Origin of the sequence: Pseudomonas lactucae (genome assembly GCF_036688725.1) — a bacterium.
GTDB lineage: Bacteria > Pseudomonadota > Gammaproteobacteria > Pseudomonadales > Pseudomonadaceae > Aquipseudomonas > Aquipseudomonas lactucae.
In genome coordinates, this window is sequence record NZ_JAQQPT010000002.1 from 196485 (window position 1) to 218142 (window position 21658).

The 21658-nt window shown below is 59.7% G+C and carries 15 protein-coding genes and 2 pseudogenes; 10 read left to right on the forward strand and 7 right to left on the reverse strand.

Features of this window, described 5'->3' with window-relative positions:
- Nucleotides 1–5: 5 nt before the first annotated feature.
- From V6M90_RS02700 to V6M90_RS02715, 4 genes and pseudogenes are all read right to left on the reverse strand, one after another.
- Nucleotides 6–2171 carry a glycosyltransferase gene (locus V6M90_RS02700; RefSeq protein ID WP_408637274.1) on the reverse strand — a complete coding sequence of 722 codons (2166 nt, stop codon included), beginning with the start codon at nucleotides 2169–2171 and terminating at the stop codon, nucleotides 6–8.
- A complete protein-coding gene (locus tag V6M90_RS02705; RefSeq protein WP_141064123.1) occupies nucleotides 2164–2850 on the reverse strand; it encodes a 2OG-Fe(II) oxygenase in 687 nt (228 codons plus the stop codon). Before V6M90_RS02705 ends, V6M90_RS02700 begins: the two co-directional genes overlap by 8 nt.
- Nucleotides 2844–4352: a polysaccharide pyruvyl transferase family protein gene (locus V6M90_RS02710; protein WP_332846083.1), complete on the reverse strand. Its 1509-nt coding sequence runs from the start codon at nucleotides 4350–4352 to the stop codon at nucleotides 2844–2846. Before V6M90_RS02710 ends, V6M90_RS02705 begins: the two co-directional genes overlap by 7 nt.
- Nucleotides 4326–5555, reverse strand: a pseudogene (locus V6M90_RS02715) (ABC transporter ATP-binding protein); the annotation flags it as partial. The pseudogene V6M90_RS02715 and the gene V6M90_RS02710, both read right to left, overlap by 27 nt.
- Before the next feature lie 183 nt (nucleotides 5556–5738).
- Between V6M90_RS02715 and V6M90_RS02720 the strand changes: the two are divergent.
- The 10 genes from V6M90_RS02720 (at nucleotide 5739) to V6M90_RS02765 (ending at nucleotide 19168) form a co-directional block, all read left to right on the forward strand.
- Nucleotides 5739–6557 (forward strand): ABC transporter permease, encoded by an 819-nt coding sequence (locus V6M90_RS02720; RefSeq protein WP_003174451.1) that lies wholly within the window; start codon nucleotides 5739–5741, stop codon nucleotides 6555–6557.
- 147 nt (nucleotides 6558–6704) lie between these two features.
- Nucleotides 6705–9155, forward strand: coding sequence for a glycosyltransferase (locus V6M90_RS02725; RefSeq protein ID WP_141064120.1), 2451 nt, complete (start codon nucleotides 6705–6707; stop codon nucleotides 9153–9155).
- Between the two features lie 104 nt (nucleotides 9156–9259).
- Nucleotides 9260–11611 carry a phospholipid carrier-dependent glycosyltransferase gene (locus V6M90_RS02730; RefSeq protein ID WP_332846036.1) on the forward strand — a complete coding sequence of 784 codons (2352 nt, stop codon included), beginning with the start codon at nucleotides 9260–9262 and terminating at the stop codon, nucleotides 11609–11611.
- Nucleotides 11612–11623: 12 nt separating this feature from the next.
- Nucleotides 11624–12646, forward strand: a complete 1023-nt coding sequence (locus tag V6M90_RS02735; protein WP_332846037.1) for a glycosyltransferase family 2 protein — start codon at nucleotides 11624–11626, stop codon at nucleotides 12644–12646.
- 32 nt (nucleotides 12647–12678) lie between these two features.
- Nucleotides 12679–13425, forward strand: a complete 747-nt coding sequence (locus tag V6M90_RS02740) for a class I SAM-dependent methyltransferase (protein ID WP_141064119.1) — start codon at nucleotides 12679–12681, stop codon at nucleotides 13423–13425.
- Complete coding sequence (locus V6M90_RS02745) at nucleotides 13422–13829, forward strand: GtrA family protein (protein WP_003174446.1); 408 nt, start codon at nucleotides 13422–13424, stop codon at nucleotides 13827–13829. Before V6M90_RS02740 ends, V6M90_RS02745 begins: the two co-directional genes overlap by 4 nt.
- Before the next feature lie 2 nt (nucleotides 13830–13831).
- Nucleotides 13832–15115: an NAD-dependent epimerase/dehydratase family protein gene (locus tag V6M90_RS02750; protein ID WP_332846038.1), complete on the forward strand. Its 1284-nt coding sequence runs from the start codon at nucleotides 13832–13834 to the stop codon at nucleotides 15113–15115.
- Nucleotides 15105–16691, forward strand: coding sequence for an FAD-dependent oxidoreductase (locus V6M90_RS02755; RefSeq protein ID WP_332846039.1), 1587 nt, complete (start codon nucleotides 15105–15107; stop codon nucleotides 16689–16691). The genes V6M90_RS02750 and V6M90_RS02755 overlap by 11 nt, the downstream gene beginning before the upstream one ends.
- A 49-nt stretch (nucleotides 16692–16740) precedes the next feature.
- Nucleotides 16741–17847, forward strand: coding sequence for a glycosyltransferase family protein (locus tag V6M90_RS02760; RefSeq protein WP_042944856.1), 1107 nt, complete (start codon nucleotides 16741–16743; stop codon nucleotides 17845–17847).
- Between the two features lie 106 nt (nucleotides 17848–17953).
- A complete protein-coding gene (locus V6M90_RS02765; RefSeq protein ID WP_332846040.1) occupies nucleotides 17954–19168 on the forward strand; it encodes an aldose 1-epimerase family protein in 1215 nt (404 codons plus the stop codon).
- A 113-nt stretch (nucleotides 19169–19281) separates the two neighbouring features.
- On the opposite strand, the gene V6M90_RS02770 is transcribed toward V6M90_RS02765, so the two are convergent.
- From V6M90_RS02770 to V6M90_RS02780, 3 genes and pseudogenes are all read right to left on the reverse strand, one after another.
- Nucleotides 19282–20055, reverse strand: coding sequence for an SDR family oxidoreductase (locus tag V6M90_RS02770; protein ID WP_003174441.1), 774 nt, complete (start codon nucleotides 20053–20055; stop codon nucleotides 19282–19284).
- A 16-nt stretch (nucleotides 20056–20071) separates the two neighbouring features.
- A pseudogene (locus V6M90_RS02775) lies at nucleotides 20072–20638 on the reverse strand (LysR family transcriptional regulator); the annotation flags it as partial.
- Nucleotides 20639–20749: 111 nt separating this feature from the next.
- Nucleotides 20750–21603, reverse strand: a protein-coding gene (locus tag V6M90_RS02780) for an IS5 family transposase (protein ID WP_332846041.1) whose coding sequence is annotated in 2 segments (ribosomal slippage) — nucleotides 20750–21255 and nucleotides 21255–21603 — 855 coding nt in all. Because the reading frame shifts where the segments join, the coding sequence is not laid out codon by codon here.
- Nucleotides 21604–21658: the final 55 nt, after the last annotated feature.

A 21658-nucleotide genomic window follows, 5' to 3' on the forward strand; every position in this document is an offset into this window, starting at 1 on the left:
GCGACCTAACCCTCTCCCTTCTTTACCGCGCCCGCCTCATTCCGATGGACATGGGCTTGCCACGCCCCCCATTTGCTTTCGAAGTACGCCTGGTTTTTGTCCCAGAGGGCCTGATATTCGCCGCTGGCGATCAATTTTCTGAACGAGGCCTGCCCGTAGTGATGGATAAACGCGTCTTCGGCGCACACCGTCCGGTAGCCGGCCGTTTGCACGCGACGGCTGTAGTCGTCGTCTTCGAACATGCCGATGCCGAACGTTTCATCCAGGTACCCCACCTCGTCGAGGATGTTTCGGCGAAAGGCGACACAAAACATCGCGAGCATCGGGATATCGAACGAGTGTCCCCGGCGTGCCGCTGTGTAGTGATCGGCAAACGCTTGCATCTGTTGAATGTCGGTGTAGGAAACCTCGACTTTCGCTTCGTTGCCTACCGCATTCGTGACCGGCCCGACCAGACCAATGCTCGGATCGCGCAAATGCCCGACCAGCGGGTCCAGCCAGCCGCCAGGGACGACCGTGTCGTTATTGAGCAACAGCAGGACGTCGCCATCGGCTTCCCGCAGGCCCTGGTTGTTGGCCGCAGCGAAACCTCGGTTGTCCGAGTTGAGGATGACGCGGGTCGTCGGCACTGCCTGACGCAATCGTTCAAGGTACTCAGCCGTACCGTCATCCGAAGCATTGTCGACAACAATGAGCTGGTAATGGGGCCAGGTGGTATTGCGCAGAATGCTGTTGACGCATTGAATGGTCAGATTGAGATTGTTATAGGTCACGAGCACGATGGAGACCTTTTCGTACAGCCCGACGATAGCCTGTTGCAGGCTATTGAACCGATCTTTCCAATCATTGGCCCTGGCAAGCTCCACGCGTCGCTTGTGCAGGGCCAGGTCGCGCTCGGCCAGAGCCCGCTCGATCTGCTCGATGAACTCATCGACCCCGGTTGCAAAGTACAGCAGGTCTTTATAGAGGCTCATCTCTGCCAGCGGCGTGGAGATCACCGGCTTGCCTGCGCTGATGTATTCGTAGAATTTCACCGGGTCGACCGCATGCGTCACGTTGTAGAGCCTGAAGGGAATCAGGCACGCATCGAAATGATCCAGGTAAAGCGGCATCTGCGCGTAAGGCTTGCGGCCCGGCAACTGCACATTGGGCTTGTGCTCAAGGCCCGCGAGGTCATCGACGAAAACGTCCCCCACCAGGATGAAATTCCATTCCGGCCGCCGGTCCGCCAACGCCGCCAGCAGGGGATAATCCAGCCATTGCGCCAGCGCACCGTAATAGCCGATCACCGGGCCGACCAGCCCGCTCAACACATCGTTGGCAAAACAGTGCTGCCGGAAAAAAGCGAAATCCACCGCGTTTCGCACCAGCAGGCAACGCGGGTTATGTGCGCACCACTTCTGGTAAAGCAGTGCGGCGGAAACGGTCACCAGGTCGGCCTGGGCAATCAGGGTCTTCTCCTCACTCAGCAGTTGTTCGCCGATGTTCGGAAAACCATCCCAGTCATCCATGCAATCGTACTGAATGCGCCAGCCATGCGTGGCTCGAAGGCTGAGTGCAACGGGGCTCCAGTAAGCGATATGCACCACCGAGAGGGCGGTTTTTATCTGCATATCGGCGACCAAGGCAGCCATCGCACGCAACAAGGCCTGATGATTCTCGGGCGTCACTATTTTTTCGTAATACGCTTCTTGAACATCGCGCTGCAGCGCCACTTCAAAGACATTGGGTGCCACCGCGGTCATGTGATAGAGCTGCCCCGGTTCCGGCACGCTGGAGGGGACGATATAAAACACCCGATAACCCTGGTTCGCAAACTGACTCATCAACTGTTGCGGGCGCTGGAAACGCGCGGCCCAATCGATGTTGGCGAAGCAGAGAATATCCAGGCGCCCTATCGTGGTGAAATCAGCATCCACCTCAACGTTCGGCAACAGCTGCGGCGCTGCCGGGTAGACCATTGCAACCGCACGCTCGGGAAATTCCGGCGCTGCGGAAAAACCATAGCGCCACCATCGGAACAGCGTGCGCAGTGGCCGAGTGAAACGCCACGAACGGGTGTTTTGCAGGAAGTCGACTTTTGCCTGCGCGCTGTCGCGCTCATGAATGGCCGCATCTCTCTGGGCCAAGGCGGCGTCGCGGTCGATCAAGCTGTTGTCGAGCTTAAGCAAGGGGGTACCCATGCAGCTCAGTGCTGTCACCCGGCGGCCACAGGGAGCTGACGGACCCCGGTCGGTAGAACGTTGCAGTGAGGCTGCGGCGTGAACAATGACAGCCATTCACCACCGGTGTGACGGCGTGCCAGGAATTATCCGAGCGCACCAGGATCGCTGAATTACCCACCAGGGGCTCGATCTCGGCCACCACGGCACTGGGGTCGTTGCGCTGCAGAATGTTCAGGCAGCCGCCGTCGTTGCGGTCCCAGGACTCGTTGAAATACAGGATATGCGTGACCAGCTTGTCGGGCAGGTCCGGATGGGCGCCCAGGCTCGCGCCGGGGCCGTAATGAAACACGTTGACCTCCATCGGCACATCGCGCAGATCGATCCCGCTCAGCTGCGACATGGCCTCTCGATAGTCGGCCGAGCTCAGATCCTGCGCCAGCCTCTGCCACGCCTCGCTGAGCGCTTCGGGGAAAACGATGGTACCGGCGCCCATGCCCACCAGGCCACGCGCCTCGTAGTCATAGTTTTTCTCGCCGCCATAACCGCTCACTGTCTTGAAGTGATCGTGAGGAAAAGACGCCGCCAACGCAGCGCCATCCTCGACCGAATACAGCTTGTCGATTTGAGCCCAGGAGAAGGGATGAGTCTTGAGCGCCGCAGGCGTGAGTCGAGAGAGATCTAGCATGGTCGGTTCTTGTTCGCTGTCAGGTTTCTGATACCACGGGCGATGGAACGCAGTGGTGCGGTCATTCGGAATGAATGGGAGTTCTGCATCGCCAGCATCCTGGCGTCGCTGAGGGCCAGTTGTTGATCGAGCTGGATAATCCGTTGCTGCTGGGCAAGCGCCTCCAATGCCGCCAGGTTCTGCGCGGGCTCCACAACCTCGGGCGGTAGCGCAACGGCGCTTGCCGGACACTCGGTGGTCGCTGAGTCACGGCCCTCGGCGGCGGCTTCGAGCAGAGTGGGCAAATGTTGTAGAAACGCCCCTAACGCCGGCGCAGACGAGGTTTTACCCTGGCGGATGATCGCCGCGACCCGATCCCAATGCTCGACCAACTGATCCGCCGCCGCACAGGCCGCAGGCGATGGACGGGTCTTGCCCACCCGCGAGAGAAACCAGTGAGGATCGACCGTCGCCACGTCCGGCAGCGCGTGCAGCGAGTCGAACCCGGCCAGTGCCGTGTACTTGCCGGTGGTCAGGTCCGCCGAGCAAAACACCGGGACGCCAAAGGCCAGGGCGGTGATCGCCAGGTGGTAGCTATGCCCGATCACTGCCTGTGCCTGGCTGAGTATTTCAGCCATGAGCAAAGGTTCCGGCCAGAACGACAAGGTGATGGCCCCCGGCAGGCGTGCGGCGATGACCGAAGGATCGTCGCCCAGCACCGGGCCGATCGGCACCACCAGGAACCGATAGTCCTGGAACGCCTCAGGATGCTCTTCGAACAGTCTTACAAAGGGTTCGACCACGTGAATGGCGTGAATCACGATATAGGGCCCGGTCAGCCCGGCGTGCTCGCGCAGGCGAATGAATTCTGCGGAGGGCTGCTGTTCATCGATCAGGCGGGGCAAACCGAATGCGGTATCGGGCAGCACCTCGATCTCGGCCTGCCGGGTAAGCGCGCCGAGGGTATCGCGCGACAATGCATCACGTACCCGCACATACGGGCTTTGCTCGAGGGCCATGGTCAATAACGGCCGAGCCCAGTCGGGAATACCGTTGCAATGCATTCCGGGAGCGTTCCACATGACGGGTACCCCGTGTTGCAGCGCAATCAGCGCAGGGGTCAGCCAATAGCCGGTGGGATGATGGATATCCGCGGTTGGCGGACCATAGCCATGGGCAACGACTTTATCGAATCGGACCAGAAAACCACCGCCGATCAAAACCCCATCGAGGCTGGCCGCTACCTGCGGCAATTGCGTCAGCGACGTGACCGCATAGGGCCACTCGGGCCGGGTTTTCCCATGATAGGAAAACCGCTGCAGGTTGACTGAACCCAAGCGTCGGGAAAGCTCCGCCTCGGCGATGATTGGAAACAGCAGATCGCCGTAGTTTTCGACGTCAAACGTGCCAAATATAGCGACCTGCCAAGTGCGCTCGCCCAGCTGCTCAGGCAACGCCTTCTCGCCTTGAGGCCCGCACGTCGCGGCAAGCGACTCAACCCGCTGCAACCCCAGGTCAACCATGCCCAGAAAATTCTGGTTGTTCGGCAACATGTCGAACGCCAGGAGCGCGACCTGTTTCTCGATCAACTGCGAAGTGTCTTCCGTGGCTCCGTGCAACAGTTTGAGCGTGACGTGATAGCGCCCCTGCGCGAGTTTGGCCGGGAAGCGCACGGTGATCGCCGTACGCCGCCAGCCGTCTTCGACGGAGCCTGGTTGCAGCGCAAAGTTACCGCCGCCGATCACCAGCAGTCTGGCCTCCTGAACGGTAAAGCTGATGTTGGGCTGGGTGATCGATTCATGCAGCAACGCCTCGACGCGAATCTCGATGTCGTCGCCATACAGGTAACTGGAGCTCAGTTGCCCGGTGTTGGTGAAGCAGGCGCTGCTGATGTGTCCCTCTTCGGTCCCAAAGGCAATCCCCTCCTGAGCGCCCATGAACGACTTGCGCGTAACCGGTACGGCCCCGCCACTGGCCCAGCGACGTTGCTCGTCACGCATGTCGAGCAAGTGCAGCTCGGCCATTTCATCGGGCGCGCCACTGGCAACGACCCGCCCCGCGCGCAGATAGATGACCCGGTGGCAGAAACGCTTGACCATGCTCATGTCATGGGACACGAACAGCAGGGTCGTGCCTTTGGCGGCCAGCTCTTCCAGCCGGTTCAGGCATTTGAATTGAAAGGAGGCATCGCCGACAGAAAGCGCCTCATCGACGATCAGGATCTCGGGCTCGACACACACCGAAACGGCGAACGCCAACCGTACCAGCATGCCGCTGGAATAGATCTTGGTGGGCTGGTCGATAAAGTCGCCGATGTTGGCGAAGGCGATGATGTCATCGAAACGCGCGTCGATTTCAGCGCGGCTCAAGCCCAGCACCGCCGCATTCACGTAGACGTTTTCCCGTCCGGTGAACTCCGGGTTGAAGCCCGATCCCAACTCAAGCAACGCGGCAATCCGGCCATGCCCCTGGACACTGCCCCGGGTCGGCATCAAGGTGCCGCAGATCAGTTGCAACAAGGTGGATTTACCACAGCCATTACGGCCAATGATACCGACGGTTTCCCCCTTTGCGATGGTCAGGGAAACATCGTCCAGGGCCCAGAACTCACGGTAGAACTGCTTCCTGCCGCATGCCAGCATCTGCAACAGGCGGTCTTTGGGCGCTTCGTAAATCTGATAACACTTGCTCAGGTTTTTGGCGCTGATGGCCACTTCAAACGACATCGGCAAAGCCCTTCCATGAATCTCGACCATTATTGCGACACTGTTGAATCAGTCCTTCGCTGGCTGCTGCGGATGAGTTAAGCACAGATTGGATAAAAAACTTCGAGCGAATCCAAACTTGGCCTAGTCTCCAATGCGATGCGATTCAAGTAGCCTCCGATATCGTCTTAAGGATCAAGACCCATGCAGCCGTTCCGCCTGTCCCCTGCCGCCATGATCAACAGTGTCCTGATCAATCGAGTATTGATCCACGTGTTGATCCACAGGGAAATCATCAGTCGCTACAAAGGTTCGGTGCTCGGCATCCTGTGGTCGTTCTTCACGCCGGTGTTCATGCTGGTGGTCTACACCTTCGTGTTCAGTGTGGTGTTCAAGGCCCGCTGGGCTGGCGGTGGTGAATCCAGAAGCGAGTTTGCCCTGGTGCTGTTCGCCGGCCTGCTGGTATTCAACCTGTTTTCCGAATGCATCAACCGTGCACCGGGCCTGGTGCTGGCCAATGCCAACTACGTCAAAAAAATTGTGTTTCCGCTGGAAACCCTGTCCCTGGTGTCCCTCGGCGCGGCGCTGTTTCACATGGCTGTCAGCGTCCTGGCCTGGCTGGTTTTCTATATCGTGCTGTTCGGAACCCCGCCGTTGACCGCGCTGCTCCTGCCAGTGGTGCTTTTTCCATTGGTGCTGATGACGCTGGGGATCTCCTGGTTTCTCGCCGCGATCAGCGTTTACCTGCGTGATATTGGCCAGTTCGTCGGCATTATCGTCACAGCAATGTTGTTTCTCTCGCCGATTTTCTATCCGCTCTCGACCCTGCCACCCGGCTATCAGGTGGCCTTGCAGGCCAATCCCCTGACGCTGCCGGTGGAAATGGTCCGCGAGGTTCTGTACTGGGGCCGGCCACCGCACTGGGAACACCTGGCGGCTTATTCGGCCGTGTCCGTGCTGATTGCCTGCGCCGGTTTCGCCTGGTTCCAGAAGACACGCAAAGGCTTTGCCGATGTCATATGAGTGCGTTGGTGGCGCGCCGTCCATAAGCGTCTATGCTGGTACCTGGCGCTGCTGAAAGCCGCGCACGGTTTGTAGTTTTAAGCCCACAGCGATCCTGAAAAATCGAGCGTGGGTTGACCGTATTGAATCAAGGACGAAAAAAACCGCATGGACCAGATCAACCGTCTTGTTGATTGCATTGACCGACTGACGCGCTCCACCCACTCCAGATCCATTGAAGCGATGCAACTGGTCAAGGAAATCGAGAAGCGGGACCGGCTTATCGAACAGTTGAACCGTGAGTCCAAGCCGCTTCACACCCGCGTGGCCGTCCAGGAGACGGAGAACGCGCGGCTGCTCGAACAACTGCGCGAGACCCGGCAACGCCTCAAGGACGCAGAAGCCTTGCTCCAGACCAAAGAAAGCGAAGCGGTCGCGCTTTCCGATTGGGCGGTGGACCTGCGCGCTCAACTGGCGACGAAGCAGGCCGAGCTGGTCAAGCTTTCTGATTGGGGCAGCGCCATCGAACGCGCACCGCTGCGTTATTCGATACGCAAGCAGCTGTATAAATGGTCGCGCCGGGTCTACGGCTGGCTGCCCTTCCCCGCACAGCAGAAACGCACGTTGGCGCGTCGCCTTCGAGGCTGGTTCAAACCCGCCAAGGTAACGCCGGGCGAGCCTTCGGCGCCGGCCGCCCTCACTGCGCAGCATTACGTGCCACCCCACGCACACCTTGAAGTGCCGCCTTGCCCAGGGCAGTCCATGATCCTGATGTTCGGTGTGATTGACTGGCATTTCCGCATCCAGCGCCCGCAGAACCTGGCCAAGGAATTGGCCCGGGCGGGGCAGACCACGCTCTATATTTCGAACCATTTTATCGACGATGATGCCCCCGGCTTCGAAGTCGAGGCGCTGGAAGGTTCCAACCGGCTGTTCCAGATCCGTTTCAAGGTGAGCGGCGCACCGGCCATCTATCACGCACCTCCTTCAGCGACCGCGATTCGTCAATTGTGCGAAGGCCTGGCCATGCTGCTGCAATGGGCGAACGTTGGTCCCGTGGACTGCATTGTGCAGCACGCCTACTGGTTTCCGCTGGCCAGGCGTGTCCCCAACTCGACACTGGTCTATGACTGCATGGATCACCACGAAGGCTTCGGCAACGTTGCCCAGGAATTACTCGACCTTGAAATCGCCCTGATGCGCAGGGCCGATCTGCTGGTGGCGACATCCGACTGGATCGAACAACACGGCAAGCGGGAAAATCGCAATGTGGAAGTGATCCGCAACGCCTGTGAGTTCAGCTTCTTCAGTCAGCGCCCCGACAAGCTCTACCGAGATCCCGCCAACAGAAAGATCATCGGTTACTACGGTGTCATTGCCGAATGGTTCGACCTGGACCTGGTCAAGCGAGTCGCCCAAGCCTTCCCGCAGCACCTGATCCTGTTGATCGGCAGCGATATCGTACAGGCCAAAAAACACTTCAAGGCCTGCCCGAATGTGGTCCTGGAGGGTGAGGTCCCGTATGCCTCCCTGCCCTACTACCTGCACGCCATGGACGTTTGCCTGCTGCCGTTCAAGGTCATGCCGCTGACCCTCGCCACCAACCCGGTCAAGGTCTATGAATACCTGAGCGCGGGAAAACCGGTGGTGTCGGTGAAGCTGCCGGAGTTGAGCCAGTTCGGCAAACGGGTCTGGGCGGTTGAACAGCCGACTGAGTTCATCTCGACCCTACGCGATGTCCTGAAAGCACTCCCGGAGGCCCGCTCCACGGTGCAGGCGCGTCAATCGTTTGCCCGGGGCCAGACCTGGCGGCACCGGGCCACTAGCCTGCGCAAGGCCATCGCGACATTGCCCGAACCTAAAGTCAGCGTTGTGGTGTTGACCTATAACAATCTCGAACTGACCAAAGCCTGCCTCGACAGCCTGTTGACTCAGAGCCACTACCCGAACCTGGAAATCATTGTCGTCGACAACCATTCCAGCGACCAGACCCCCGCCTTTCTGACTGCCTGGGCCGATGGGCATCCAGACCGGATCGTCATCCTCAACGCGGACAACAAGGGGTTTGCCGCCGGCAACAACCTGGGCCTCGCAGCGGCCAGTGGCGAGTATCTGGTGGTCCTGAACAACGACACGGTCGTTACTGCCGGCTGGATCAAAGGCCTGCTTCGCCACCTGCGCGATAACAAGGAAATCGGCATCATCGGCCCGATCACCAACAACATCGGCAATGAAGCCAAAGTCAGCACCCGGTATGAGCGGATAGACGACATGCCCGCCGAAGCCGCGCAGATGACCCGCGCCCGCATGGGCGAATGGTTCGAAATCAATACCCTGGCGTTTTTCTGCGTGATGTTTCCGCGCTCGACCTACGAAAAAGTCGGTGGCCTGTGCGAAGACTATGGCCTGGGGTTCTTTGAGGATGACGATTACTGCCGTCGCGTACAACGTCGTGGCATGCGCGCGGCCTGCGCCGAAGACGTCTTCGTTCACCACCACATGTCTGCCTCGTTCAACACCCTGGGAGCCGCGAAAAAACAAGCGCTTTTCGAGAAAAACCGCGCGATCTACGAGAGCAAATGGGGCTCCTGGGTCCCACACACATACCGAGACGTGTAAGCCCGCCTTTGCATCGCACTGAGGTGCTGAACAACAGAGACAATATTTTGCCCAGATACAGCCTGAAATATGCAGTAGTGCTGTCCGTTTTACTGGCGAGTGTGATGGTTGGCACGTACGGGTTTGCGACGCTTGAACTGGCGTCCATGAACAGCAGCACCCGCACGATAGTGCTGGCGTTGGCGGCACTGACCGCCCTGACCGTTTTCACCCGCAAACCACCGTTCGTGCTCTGCCTGGGTTTGCTCGCCTGCGTGTCCATTGCCTGTGCGCAGACATGGCCGGTGATTGTCGTGGCGACCTTCGCACTGTCGGCGACCGTGCTCGGCAAGTGCATGCTCCGGCAAACCGTATCGGCCGATCGGAGCGTCCACCTGCTGGTGGGGGCAGGTACGTTCGGCACCCTGACGGGTCTGGCGGCCTACGTGCCGATCAACTACCCGTGGCTGTATGGCGCGTTGTTGTCATTACCACTTTTGCTGGGGCGCAAACACGTCGTATCGATAGGGCGTGAACTGCTGGGGCACCTGCAGGCCGACCGTGGCACGCAAACACCTTTGCAGACCGGGCTTGACGTACTGATCTGCAGTTTCGCCTGCCTGTATGTGCTGGTCGCCTTCATGCCGGAGGTCGGGCATGACGCGTTGGCCATGCACCTCTTCGTCCCGTCACACTTGGCACAGCGGCATCAATGGTCGTTCGATGCGAACACCTACGTGTGGGCGGTCATGCCCATGCTGGCCGACTGGATCTACAGCAATGTCTATATGCTGGACGGCGAAACAGCCGCGCGCCTGATCAACAGCGCGTTCACCTTGCTGGTGGCGTGGCAGATCCGCAGTCTGACGCTCTGGGCCGCAGGCTCTGCCACCAGTGCTCGCCTGGCCAGCCTGATCTTTCTGTCGACGCCCCTTGCCTTCGCTGAAAGCAGCAGCTTGCACATAGAGTCGGCATGGACCGCGTTCATGATGGCCGGGACACTGGCGATCCTGAAGGTCTCACGCTTCACGCCGGACCCAGGGGAGCGCCTCTCGCAATGGGTTCTGGCCGGCATCCTGCTGGGCTTCGCCATGGCGACCAAGGCTGTGACGCTGAGCGTCCTGCCGGTGCTGCTGGTGGTGCTCTTGCTGCACTACAAAGCCTGGGCCATCCAGGGGCTGGCCAAGACGCTCCTGCTGGGCAGTGCCGGCCTGATACTGGCCGGCGCTACCCCTTACGTCTCGGCCTGGTATTTGACCGGTAATCCCGTGTTCCCGTTTTTCAATGCGATTTTCCATTCGCCGCTCTGGCCAAGCCTGGATTTCAAACCGCCGGCCACGTTCGGTACAGGCATGAGCTGGGACACGCTCTACCGCATGGTCTTCAATTCGCCTCAGTTCATTGAAGGCCGCATCGGTGCGGCAGGCTTTCAATGGCTGTTACTGCCCACGGCGGCCGTCGCCGTGCTGTTGAGCGGCAATAAAAAAGCCCTGTGCATACTGCTGGTCGGCGCCGGCGCATTGTTCCTGACGTTCCACTCCACGGCCTATCTGCGTTATGTGTTCCCTTCCTTCGCGCTCTTCTCAGTGATCCTGGCCCTACCCTTTTCCGACACCCGGATCTTTCCGCGCAGCCTCGCCATCGTGGCCGCCAGCGTGTTGATCCTGGCCAATACCCGCTTCATTCAGGCGGCGACTTACTATGGCGACATCAAACCCTCGGCACTGTTTAGCCAGGTCGGTCGGGATGCCTATCTGGCGCAGCGATTGCCTATCCGAAACATGGTCGACACCGTCAACGCCTTGAATAACGGCGATCAGCCCGTGGCGGTTTTTGCGCCGCCCTTGATGGCCGGTTTGCGCGGCGATGCCCTTTACGCCTCCTGGTACAACCTGAAGTGGAAAGGCGAATTCGACACAGCGACCTCTCCCGCGCAGCTTGCCCAGCGCCTGCGCCAGCGCCGGGTGAGCTGGCTGGTGATCGACCTCAAGGCCCTGCCCCAGGCGCCACTCGAGCGGCTGCTTGCGGTGTCCACTTCGTACGCCAGGCTGGGTGACCTGGACCTGCGAAAACTCGACGTTACGCACCACGAACACCTGCTCAACCCGGATTTATCCAGCCTCGAGGGCTGGAGCCTGACGTCACCGACAACCTATGACGCGTCACGCAACATCCTCACCGTCAACGTCAACACGCCGGCAACACAGCGCGTCGCCGTGACGCCGGGAATGACCTACATCAACAGCGTGTCCGCGCGCTGCGCGACAACCGCCACCACCGGAAGAATCCAGGCCAATTGGATGGACGACCGCGGTGACTTCATTTCCACCCGCATCGAAACGTTTGACTGCACCACGCAATGGGAGACCCATGAGATGAACGTCGTTGCCCCTGCCAATGCCACGTCCGCAATCATTTATGCATCGGGGCATACCGACACGCCGGTGGCGTTCAAGTCACTTTCCTTCAGGCAATAACGGGCGATATCGATGAACTCGAAAACAGCGCTTTTCACGGATGAACAACGCGTCGCCGTGGTCATTCCCAGCTATCGGGTCACCGCGCACATCATGGATGTCATAGAAGCCATAGGGCCGCGGGTCTGGCGCATCTATGTCATTGACGATGCCTGCCCGGACGGCTCAGGCAAACATGTCCTGGCGTCCTGCAACGACCCTCGGGTCCGAGTGCTGCCCCATGACGTCAACAAAGGCGTGGGCGGCGCGGTCATGACCGGCTATCGCGCCGCCCTCGCCGAAGGCGCGAGCATCATCGTCAAAGTCGACGGCGACGGCCAGATGGACCCGACCCTGATCCCGTTGTTCATCGACCCGATCCTGGCGGGCGAAGCCGACTACACCAAGGGCAATCGTTTTTTTGACCTGGAAGAGGTCCAGTCGATGCCGCGGCTGCGTCTGTTCGGCAACGCGGTATTGTCGCTGATGGCCAAACTGTCGACGGGTTACTGGGACCTGTTCGATCCCACCAACGGCTACACGGCGATTCACCGTGACGTCGCCAGGCTCTTGCCCCTGGACAAACTCAGCCAGCGCTACTTCTTCGAAACCGACATCCTGTTCCGCCTGAATACACTGCGCGCGGTGGTGGTGGATATTCCGATGGAGGCCCGCTACGGCGACGAAGTCAGTCATCTCAACGTTTCGAAAATCGTCGGCGAGTTCCTGTTCAAGCATGTGCGCAATTTCACCAAGCGCGTGCTCTACAACTACTACCTGCGCGACATGTCCCTGGCTTCGATCGAATTGCCGCTCGGAATGGTGATGTTCGTGTTCGGCATCCTCTTTGGCAGTTATCACTGGTACGAATCAGCACAGCACGGTATCGCGACGCCGGCCGGAACCGTGATGCTCAGCGCGTTGCCCATGCTCATGGGCTTGCAGTTGATCATGGCGTTCCTCGGCTATGACATCGCCTCGGTGCCCAGCAGGCCACGCCATTACAAGCGGGGCAAAGCCCCCTCATTGCGGGAAGAACACTCATTAAAGCGCTGAGAGATTTTTTATCGGACCCATCGCTCAAGACCTTGGATGTCGATGGTTACGCGCGCCTCGAACTTCACGGCAAGGTGCTTGAGCGCAAACGGATGCTGCGGGACGTGTTCGTCGAATTCCACCATGGGTTTCATCGCTTGGCCGACCGCTATTTCAAGGTCCAGGGTCTTGAAGTGGAGCTCGGGGCGGGCATCGCGCCCATGCGCAATTCGTACCCTGAGGTCTTGGCTACGGACATCGTCGCGACCGAGACCCTGGACATGGCGCTCGACGCCGAGGCGATGCGCCTGGACGATCAGTCGGTGAGGGCTTTTTATGGCCAGAACTGTTTTCACCATTTCCCTCACCCCGAGCGGTTTTTCACGGAACTGGAAAGAACACTGAAGATCGGCGGCGGCGCCATTTTGATCGAGCCTTTTCACGGCCCCTTTGCCGCCTTTCTGTATAAGCGCCTGTTCAGGTCCGAAGGGTTCGACAAGCACTTCCCCTCTTGGGAAACCCCTTCGACCGGCCCCATGAACGGTGCCAACCAGGCGCTGAGCTACATCGTGTTCGTTCGCGACAGGCAGGCGTTCGAGCGCAAGCATCCGGGCCTGGAAATCGTCCACCAGGAAATCTGCGGCAATTACCTGCGCTACTTGATTTCGGGCGGCCTGAACTTTCGCCAGTTGCTGCCTGACGCACTGATCCCGGTGCTCAAAGTCGTTGAAAAACTCCTGTATCCGGTGAGACGGCTAATGGCGCTGCATCACATCGTGGTGATCAGGAGGCGGTCTTGACCTTTGTCCGGTATGGCACCATCCAACTCATGGCCTATGCGTTGGACATGGGGACCTTTTTGCTATTGATGACGCTCTCTCAGGATCACCCCGTCCTGGCCAACATCACGGGCAAAATGGTCGCCGGTGTGTTCGCGTTCTTTTTGCATCGCCACTTCACGTTCCAGTCGACCCACGCCAGCGGCAAGGCGCAAGCCGTGCGCTATTTCTCATTGCTCGCCCTCAATATTCCGGTGGCTTCGGCGCTGTTCAGCCTGGGGCTGTATTTCATCAATAGCCCTGCTCCGGTGAAACTTATCAGCGATGTGATCTGCGTGGCCCTGACCTACTGGATCAGCAAACTGTTCGTGTTTCATTCCGATACGCCCCGGCCTGTTCCCGCTGACCGCGCCAAAGGCACATGACGATGAAGCTATTGATTACCGGCGCGACAGGCTACATCGGACAACGCTTGTCAGCCCTCGCTGCGGCAAACGGCCACGAGGTCATATGCGCCACGCGCCAACCGTGTCCCGCGGCCTATGCCTGGCTGCCTTATGATCTGGGGGGGCCGGCCCCCGAGTGGCCAGCCGACACTCAGGCGTTTATCCATCTGGCGGCCGACACATCAACGGGCGCTCACACCGGCGCGGAAAACGAAATACAGGCGGCCCAGGCGCTGATCCGTGCTGCCCGACAAGGCGGCGCCAGGTTCGTTTTCATCTCCAGTCAAACCGCCCAAGCCACGGCCCCTGGCGTGTATGGCCGGACCAAATGGCGCATCGAACAGCACGTACTGGCCGCCGGGGGCATCGTCATCCGTCCCGGCCAAGTCTACGGTGGCCCCGAACGCGGGCTCTTTGGCCTGTTGTCAGGGCTGGTTCGGCGAAGCCCGTTCATACCAGTCCTCATGCCGGCGCCTGGTGTGCAACCTATCCATGTCGACGACCTCGCGGCCTCGATACTGGCCGTTGTCGAGCACGACGACCTGGGTGGCGAAGTCCTCTGCCTGGGCGCCATCGAGCCGATTGCCGTTGACCGCTTCCTGGGGGCGATTGCCGTGCACCGGGTGCGTGCCATGCGCCTGCCCGTCCCGCTGCCGGTGCCATTGCTGCGGCTATTGCGGGTGTCATTGGGTTCTTCCTTGAGCACGAAATCGGGCCTGGAGCGAATTTTCTCCCTGCTTCAACTGCCGCCTATGGACAGCGAAGGTTCGCTGCAAAAACTCGGTATCCGCTTGCGCCCCCTTGCCCACGGCATGCATCGATCCGGTCGCGGACAACGTCGAGCACTGCTCCAGGAAGCCACGATACTTTTGAGCTACCTGCTCAAACGCCCGCCGCAACGAAGCCTGGTCAGCCGCTACGCCCGCGCACTGGAACAGGCCGGCAGCAGCGGCGCCATCCTTCACTCACGCTGGCTAAAGGACTGGCCGATACTGCTGGCGCTACTGGACAACCCCGGCGTGCTGCATACGCCCGACGGCCAGGCGCTGGCCTGGCGCCTGCAGGTTGCACTCGCGATCGCCGAAGCCAGCCCCCAGGGCGCCAAGGTGTTCTTGGGCAACCCGCCACCGCGCAGCGTGGTCACCGCACTGATCGCGCTGGGGCTCACCTCGCTCAAAGCGCTGGTGTGGACGCTAGCGGCGCTGGCCTGCCGCCCCTTGGCCCGGCGGCTGTTGTCTGGGAGTGAGGCCCGCCATGAAGCCTGAATTCGATGTGATCATTATCGGCAGTGGCCCGGCCGGCACGTCGGCCGCCTATCCGCTGGTCAAGGCGGGCCTCAACGTCCTGATGGTCGATGCCCAGACCGAAACAGCGTGCGCGACGTTACCGCCGGGGCCCTTTCTCAGCGCCAGGGCCAACGACGAACATCAGTGGAAATGGATGATCGGCGAACAGTTCCATGCGCTGAACCGATTGGACGCCGTCTCGCCCAAGCTCAAGACGCCGGCCCACGCGCATGTCTTCGAGGGCTTCAGCGCCGGCAATCGCATCGACACCGACAATTTTATCGGCATCGGTTCACTGGCCACCGGCGGTCTGTCCAATGCCTGGGGCTGCGGTGTGGCAACGCTGGAAGCCAGCGACTTCGCCGGGCTGCCCATCGATTATTCGCATATGCAGAGGTCCTACGAAACGGTCGCTCGCCGGATCGGTATCAGCGGCCGACTCGACGACGATCTCTCAAACTACTTCGGACTAGATGCGTGGTCTCAACCGCCCCTGCCACTGGACTCGCTGCATCAGCACCTGCTTGATCGCTACGCCCGGCGCCGCTCGGCGTTTCCCGACCTGGGGTTTCGCCTGGGTCGCTCCAGGGTAGCCGTGTTGAGCCAGCCCATGAACGAGCGCAAGGCCTGCGACCTGTCTGGAAACTGCTTGTGGGGGTGTCACAATCAGGCCCTGTACAGCGCATCGCAAGAGCTGCAGAAGCTCAAGCAATACCCCGGCTTCCGGCATGTCCAGGATTTTCTGGTGGAGGACCTGCAGCAACAGGACGGCTCATGGACAATCAGCCACCCTCGCTCCGCACAGCGCTTCTGCGGTACCCGCCTGCTGTTGGCGGCGGGCACCCTCGCCTCGACCCGGCTCGCCCTCAAGCAACTGAAGCACTCGGCCCCGGTACCGCTGCTGTCATCGCCGACGGCAGCCTTCCTGCTGTGGCTGCCGAAAATGCTCGGAACGCCCAGGGTACCGGCATTCGGCCTGGGCCAGCTGTCATTCGCCTTGGCATTGACGCCCAGCGCCACCGCCTTCGGTTCAACATTCAGTACCACGGGTTTGCCGATGACCGAATTCGTCAGCCGAATTCCGCTGAGCAAACGCTACAGCATCGAACTGCTGAAGAACCTGCTCAACGCGTGCGTCGTCGGGAACATCTTCCTTCCCGGCCACCTGTCCAACAACACGGCGATCTTGCGCCACGACGGTTCGTTGAAGATCAACGGCCACACGCATCCCGAGTTACCTGAGCTGATGAAAACCGCCGAGACAAAGCTGCGCCGGATCTACTGGAAGATGGGCGCGCTGCTGATGCCCATGAGCTTCACCGTCGGCAGGCCGGGCGCGGATATCCACTATGCGGGCACTTTGCCCATGCATGCTGCGCCCAGGATCGGGCAGACCGACAGCCTTGGCGAAGTCGCAGGCCTTCGCGGCGTGCATATTGTCGACGGCGCCTGCCTGCCCCGCCTCACCGAGAAATCCCACACGCTGACCCTCATGGCCAACGCGGACCGGATAGCCCGCTCACTTGCGACACTGATAGGACATCAAAAGGCATGACCCACACGGTACTTTGCGTCATCAACGTTTTACGCCGGTACTTGCAGCCATGCGCATGATTTACCTGTCCGCGGTGCCTTGGGCCAGCTTCAGCCAGCGCCCCCATCACTTCGTCAATTGGTATCACCACCAGACCGGCGAGCCGGTGCTGTGGATCGATCCGTATCCGACACGCTTACCCACACTGAGCGATTTCACGCGCACGCCGCCCGTCGCCCATGAACAAAGTGCTGCCCCTCCACCCTGGTTGCACGTGCGCAAGCCGCGCAGCTTACCCATCGAGCCCCTTCCAGGCTCGGCACTGCTGCTCACGCAACTGTGGCGCAACCTGTTCAAAGAAGCCGCGGCATTTTGTGCGCAAGGGCCCTGCATGCTGTGTGTCGGAAAACCTTCCGAACTGGCCCTGCAACTGTTGGCGCGGCTCCCTAGAAGCCACGCCGTCTACGATGCGATGGATGATTTTCCGGCGTTCTATCAGGGCCTGTCACGCCGGGCCATGGAGCGCCGGCAGGCTCAACTCATTCGACGGATCTCCAACGTCATGGCCTCCTCCACCCCACTTCGCGACAAACTCCTGAGCATGACCGACCCAGTACAACTGGCCCTCAATGCCTGTGACATGCAAGCACTGGCGCCGATCGAAAGCCTGGACCTGGGCGCCAAACAACAGGTACTCGGCTACGTCGGCACGCTGGGTCGTTGGTTCGACTGGGACCTGGTCATCGCGCTGGCGCGCGCCAATCCCGCCAATCGGATCCGGCTGATCGGCCCTCTCTTCACGCCGACCTCATGCGTATTGCCTGACAACATCGAGCTGCTTCCCGATTGCTCCCATGCCGACGCAATCGCGGCCATGGCGACGTTTTCGGTAGGCTTGATCCCTTTCAAGCTCAACCGCCTGACCGCCTCGGTGGATCCGATCAAATTCTATGAGTATCGCGCCCTCGGCTTGCCCGTCATCTCCACCCGTTTCGGTGAAATGGCCCTGCGCGACCGTGAACCGGGTGTCTGGATCGTGGATAAAGGCAGCGACTTGCGTAAAACCGCCGTTGAAGCACTCGCCAGTCGAAGCGATTATTCGACGGTCCATCAATTTCGTGAAGCGCATCGTTGGGCCCAGCGCTTTTGTGCGATGCCTCTCAACAACGGCGAATGACGAACGAGACAACAGAGACCAGCAAGGCGGTGGATGCCTTTTTAAGCTTGCTGAAACGTTTCATCAGGTTTATAAAAATGGCACAACTCCAAGAAAGGCTGCTGCCATGACCCCGCTCAAACTCTTTGTTGCCCTCAGCGCACTGTCCGCTGCCTCCCACGCCATGGCCTGGGATTACGTTCTGCTCGACACCGACAAAGCCGCGCAGAACTGGCAGATCACCAGCCAGCAACTCGGCATAAAAACCGACAAACCCTTCAGCGTCAGCCTGCGCACCTTGCACGGCGGTCGGCAGGAGGGCGTCAGCATCGTCGACATCGATAACGGTACGATGAAACTCTCGGTAGTGCCGACTCGCGGAATGAACGTCTTGCAGGCCTCGGTTGGCGACGTGCGCATGGGCTGGGATTCGCCGGTCAAGGAAGTGGTCAACCCGTCCTTCATCGAACTCAATGGCCGCGGTGGTCTGGGCTGGTTGGAAGGTTTCAACGAGCTGGTCACTCGCTGCGGATACGAATGGGTCGGCCATCCCGGCATCGACAACGGCGAACTGCTGACCCTGCACGGTCGGGCCGCCAACATTCCCGCGAACAAAGTCACCCTGCATATCGATGAAAAACCACCGTACGCCATCACCCTGCGCGGTGAACTGAAAGAGCAGGCGTTCAAGAAGGTCGACTTCTCCGTCGCTACCGAACTGGTTACCGAACCTGGCAGCGTCGTGTTCGCCCTCAACGACACCCTGACCAACAACGGCGACTATCCGAAGGAATATCAGGCGCTGTATCACAGTAACTTCAGCACCCCGTTCCTGGAGCAGGGCGCTCGTTTCGTCGCGCCGGTGAAACAGGTGTCGCCGTTCAACGAGAAGGCCAAGGAAGATCTGCCCGACTGGCAAACCTATCGCGCTCCGACCAAGGACTACGACGAAACGGTGTACAACGTGGTGCCCTATGCCGATACCCAGGGCGATACGTTGACCGTGTTGCATAACAAGGCCGGCAGCCTGGGCGTTTCAGTCGGCTTCAATACTCAGACACTGCCCGTGTTTTCCCTGTGGAAAAACACCGATACCCAAGGCCAGGGCTATGTGACGGGGCTGGAGCCGGGGACAAGTTTTTCCTACAACCGCCGTTATCAGCGGCCACTGAACCTGGTACCAACAATCGGACCGAAGGAACACAAGCAGTTCCGCATCAGCTACAGCTTGCTGGCGGATAAGGCGGCTGTGGACAAGGCCTTGAAGCAGGTGAGCGAGATTCAGGCTGGGCGGGAGACTGAGGTGCGGCAGACGCCGTTGGTTGATCTGACCAAGGGATGACACCGGCTAGAGCATTGTCAGCCGACGCGCTATTAGCATCTGCTAAGTTTCAGGGCCGTCGGCTGTTTGCGTGTTGGCAGTTTGTCGTCGGCCGAAATCAGACCGACGTGGTTTCATATCACACTGGGCACCAAATTCTCCCCACCCGATACTTCAATCACGGCGCCGGTCATATAAGGATTGGTCATTAAGAACAACGCCGCATGCGCAATATCGGCCGCCGTACCTGCGTGTCTCGCTGGAAAATTCTGGCGAACTTTCGCACGCAAGCTTTCACGTTGATCCGCGGGCAACACGCTCCACATATCTGTGTCCACAAAACCCGGACGAATCGTATTCACCCGAATTGGCGCGAGCTCCAGCGCAAGTGAACCTGCCAGTGCTTCCACTGCGATAAAAGCAGACGTCGGTGCGGTGAAGCCGAGTTTTGGCCGAACCGCCGAGCCCCCGGTAAGGAAGGTGATCGTGCCGCCAGCCCTTAGGTGTGGCACGGCATACCGAGCGCAGGCCCAACTGCCGAGGAACTTGCCTTCGAAGTAACTGCGTACCCCTTGCATATCGGAATCCATAAAAGCTCCCCAGGTCCCGAAATCAGGAGCGGCCGTGATCGCAAGATGGTCGAAGGCGCCAATCCGATTGAAAGCCTCGCGCACATCGGCTTCGTTTCGTATGTCCAGGCTAATCTGTTCGAAATTGGCGAGATCCGGACGTTCCTGCCGGGATGTAATACGGCGACTGGCGACCGTTACCGATGCGCCGGCCGCATAGGCCGCCTGAGCAATGCCGAGGCCCATCCCGGTTTTGCCCCCTACGACTACGACCTTTTTGCCTCGAAGGCTCAAGGAGGGTGCGGAGTTTGGGTTCTGATCGATCACTTCGTTGCTCATGATTCTGTTCCTCAGTAGTGAAAGGCACCCGGTATAACAGGCAGTCATGGTTGCTCAAGTCGCTGGCGTCCACCGGCGTACCCTGGGCCTGGAAATAGGCCGGGGCGCCCACCAGCAGGAAACGAAAAGCACCCAATCGCCGCGCCACCAGGCGAGAGTCATTCAATTCACCGGTCCTGACCACCGCATCGAAGCCCTCCTCCACGACATCTACCAAGCGATCGCTAAAATCCAATTCCAGATGAATGTCCGGGTATCGCTTGGCAAAGCTGGACAACAATGTGAACAGGAACTGCCCGGCCAAGGGCAGGCTCACGCGCAGCTTACCGCGCGGTTCGCTGCTGGTGCTCGACAGCTCCAGCTCTGCCGCTTCCAGTTCATTGAGCACGCGCTGGCAGCGGTTCAGGAAAAGCATGCCCTCCGCCGTCAGGTTGATGCTGCGGGTGCTGCGATGAAACAGCCTGACGCCCAGGCGCTGCTCCAGGCGCGCGACGCTTTTGCCGATCGCCGATGACGACACGCCCAATAGCCGTCCGGCCGCGACAAAACTGCGCGTTTCGGCGACCTGGACGAAAACCGAGATTCAGCTGAGGTTGTCCACGCTCTCTCCTTGAGTTCCTTACGCCTTGGATTGCGGAACGAAACGTCCGATGTGTCCGGAATTCTAGCCTCTGTTTCCCTTGCCGTCTGCGACCTAGGGTTTGTCTGAAAAGTCAGCCCGCAAGCATTTCTCGATACAGGCCAGTGTAACCATGGCTTTGAAGCTGCTCGCCAGTTTTTCGTATCGCGTACAGAGCCGACGTTTTTCTTTGAACCAACTGAACAGCCGTTCGATCACGTTGCGCTTTTTATATTGTGGCCTGTCGAACAGTCGAGGCAGGCCTGGTCGAGGCTTGCGATGCATCTTGCGCAAGGGAATGATCGGCTGCATGCCGTAGCGGTCACAGTACTGACGCAGTATCTGGCTGTCATAGCCCTTGTCCGCCAGTACACATCGGCAACGCTTACGCGGACGACCCTTGCTGCCTGGCAGGCTGATCTGTTCCAGTAGCGGCATGAAATAGCGCGAGTCGGCTTCTTGACCGGGCGACAACATGACAGCCAGGGGGAAGCCATGGCTGTCGCAGGCGAGATGTATTTTGGTGGTCAATCCGCCTCGGCTACGGCCTAGGCAGTGGTGTTGCGGTTCTTGCGGGCCCCTTTTTTTCCAGCACCGCTGGCCGCTCGGGTAGCTCGAATCGATGTCGAATCGACCATCCAGGTATTCAGATCGATAAAGCCATCTTCGCACAAACGAAGGTGTAAATGGCGCAGAACCTGCTCAAAAGTGCCGTTGTCACGCCATTGTCGGAAACGCTGGTAAACGGTCTTCCAAGGCCCAAAGCGCTCTGGAAGATCTCGCCATTTGGCACCAGAGCACAAAATCCAGAAGATTCCGTTAAGCATCTGGCGGTCATCGCGCCTTGGCCGCCCCATGTGTTGAGGAGGAGAAACGATGGCTTCGATCATCGCCCAACGCTCAGATGAAATTTCATAGCGGCCTGTCATGACGGCCCTCTTGGCAATCAGAGGGCATCATTTTAGTCAAAGAGACTTTTCAGAC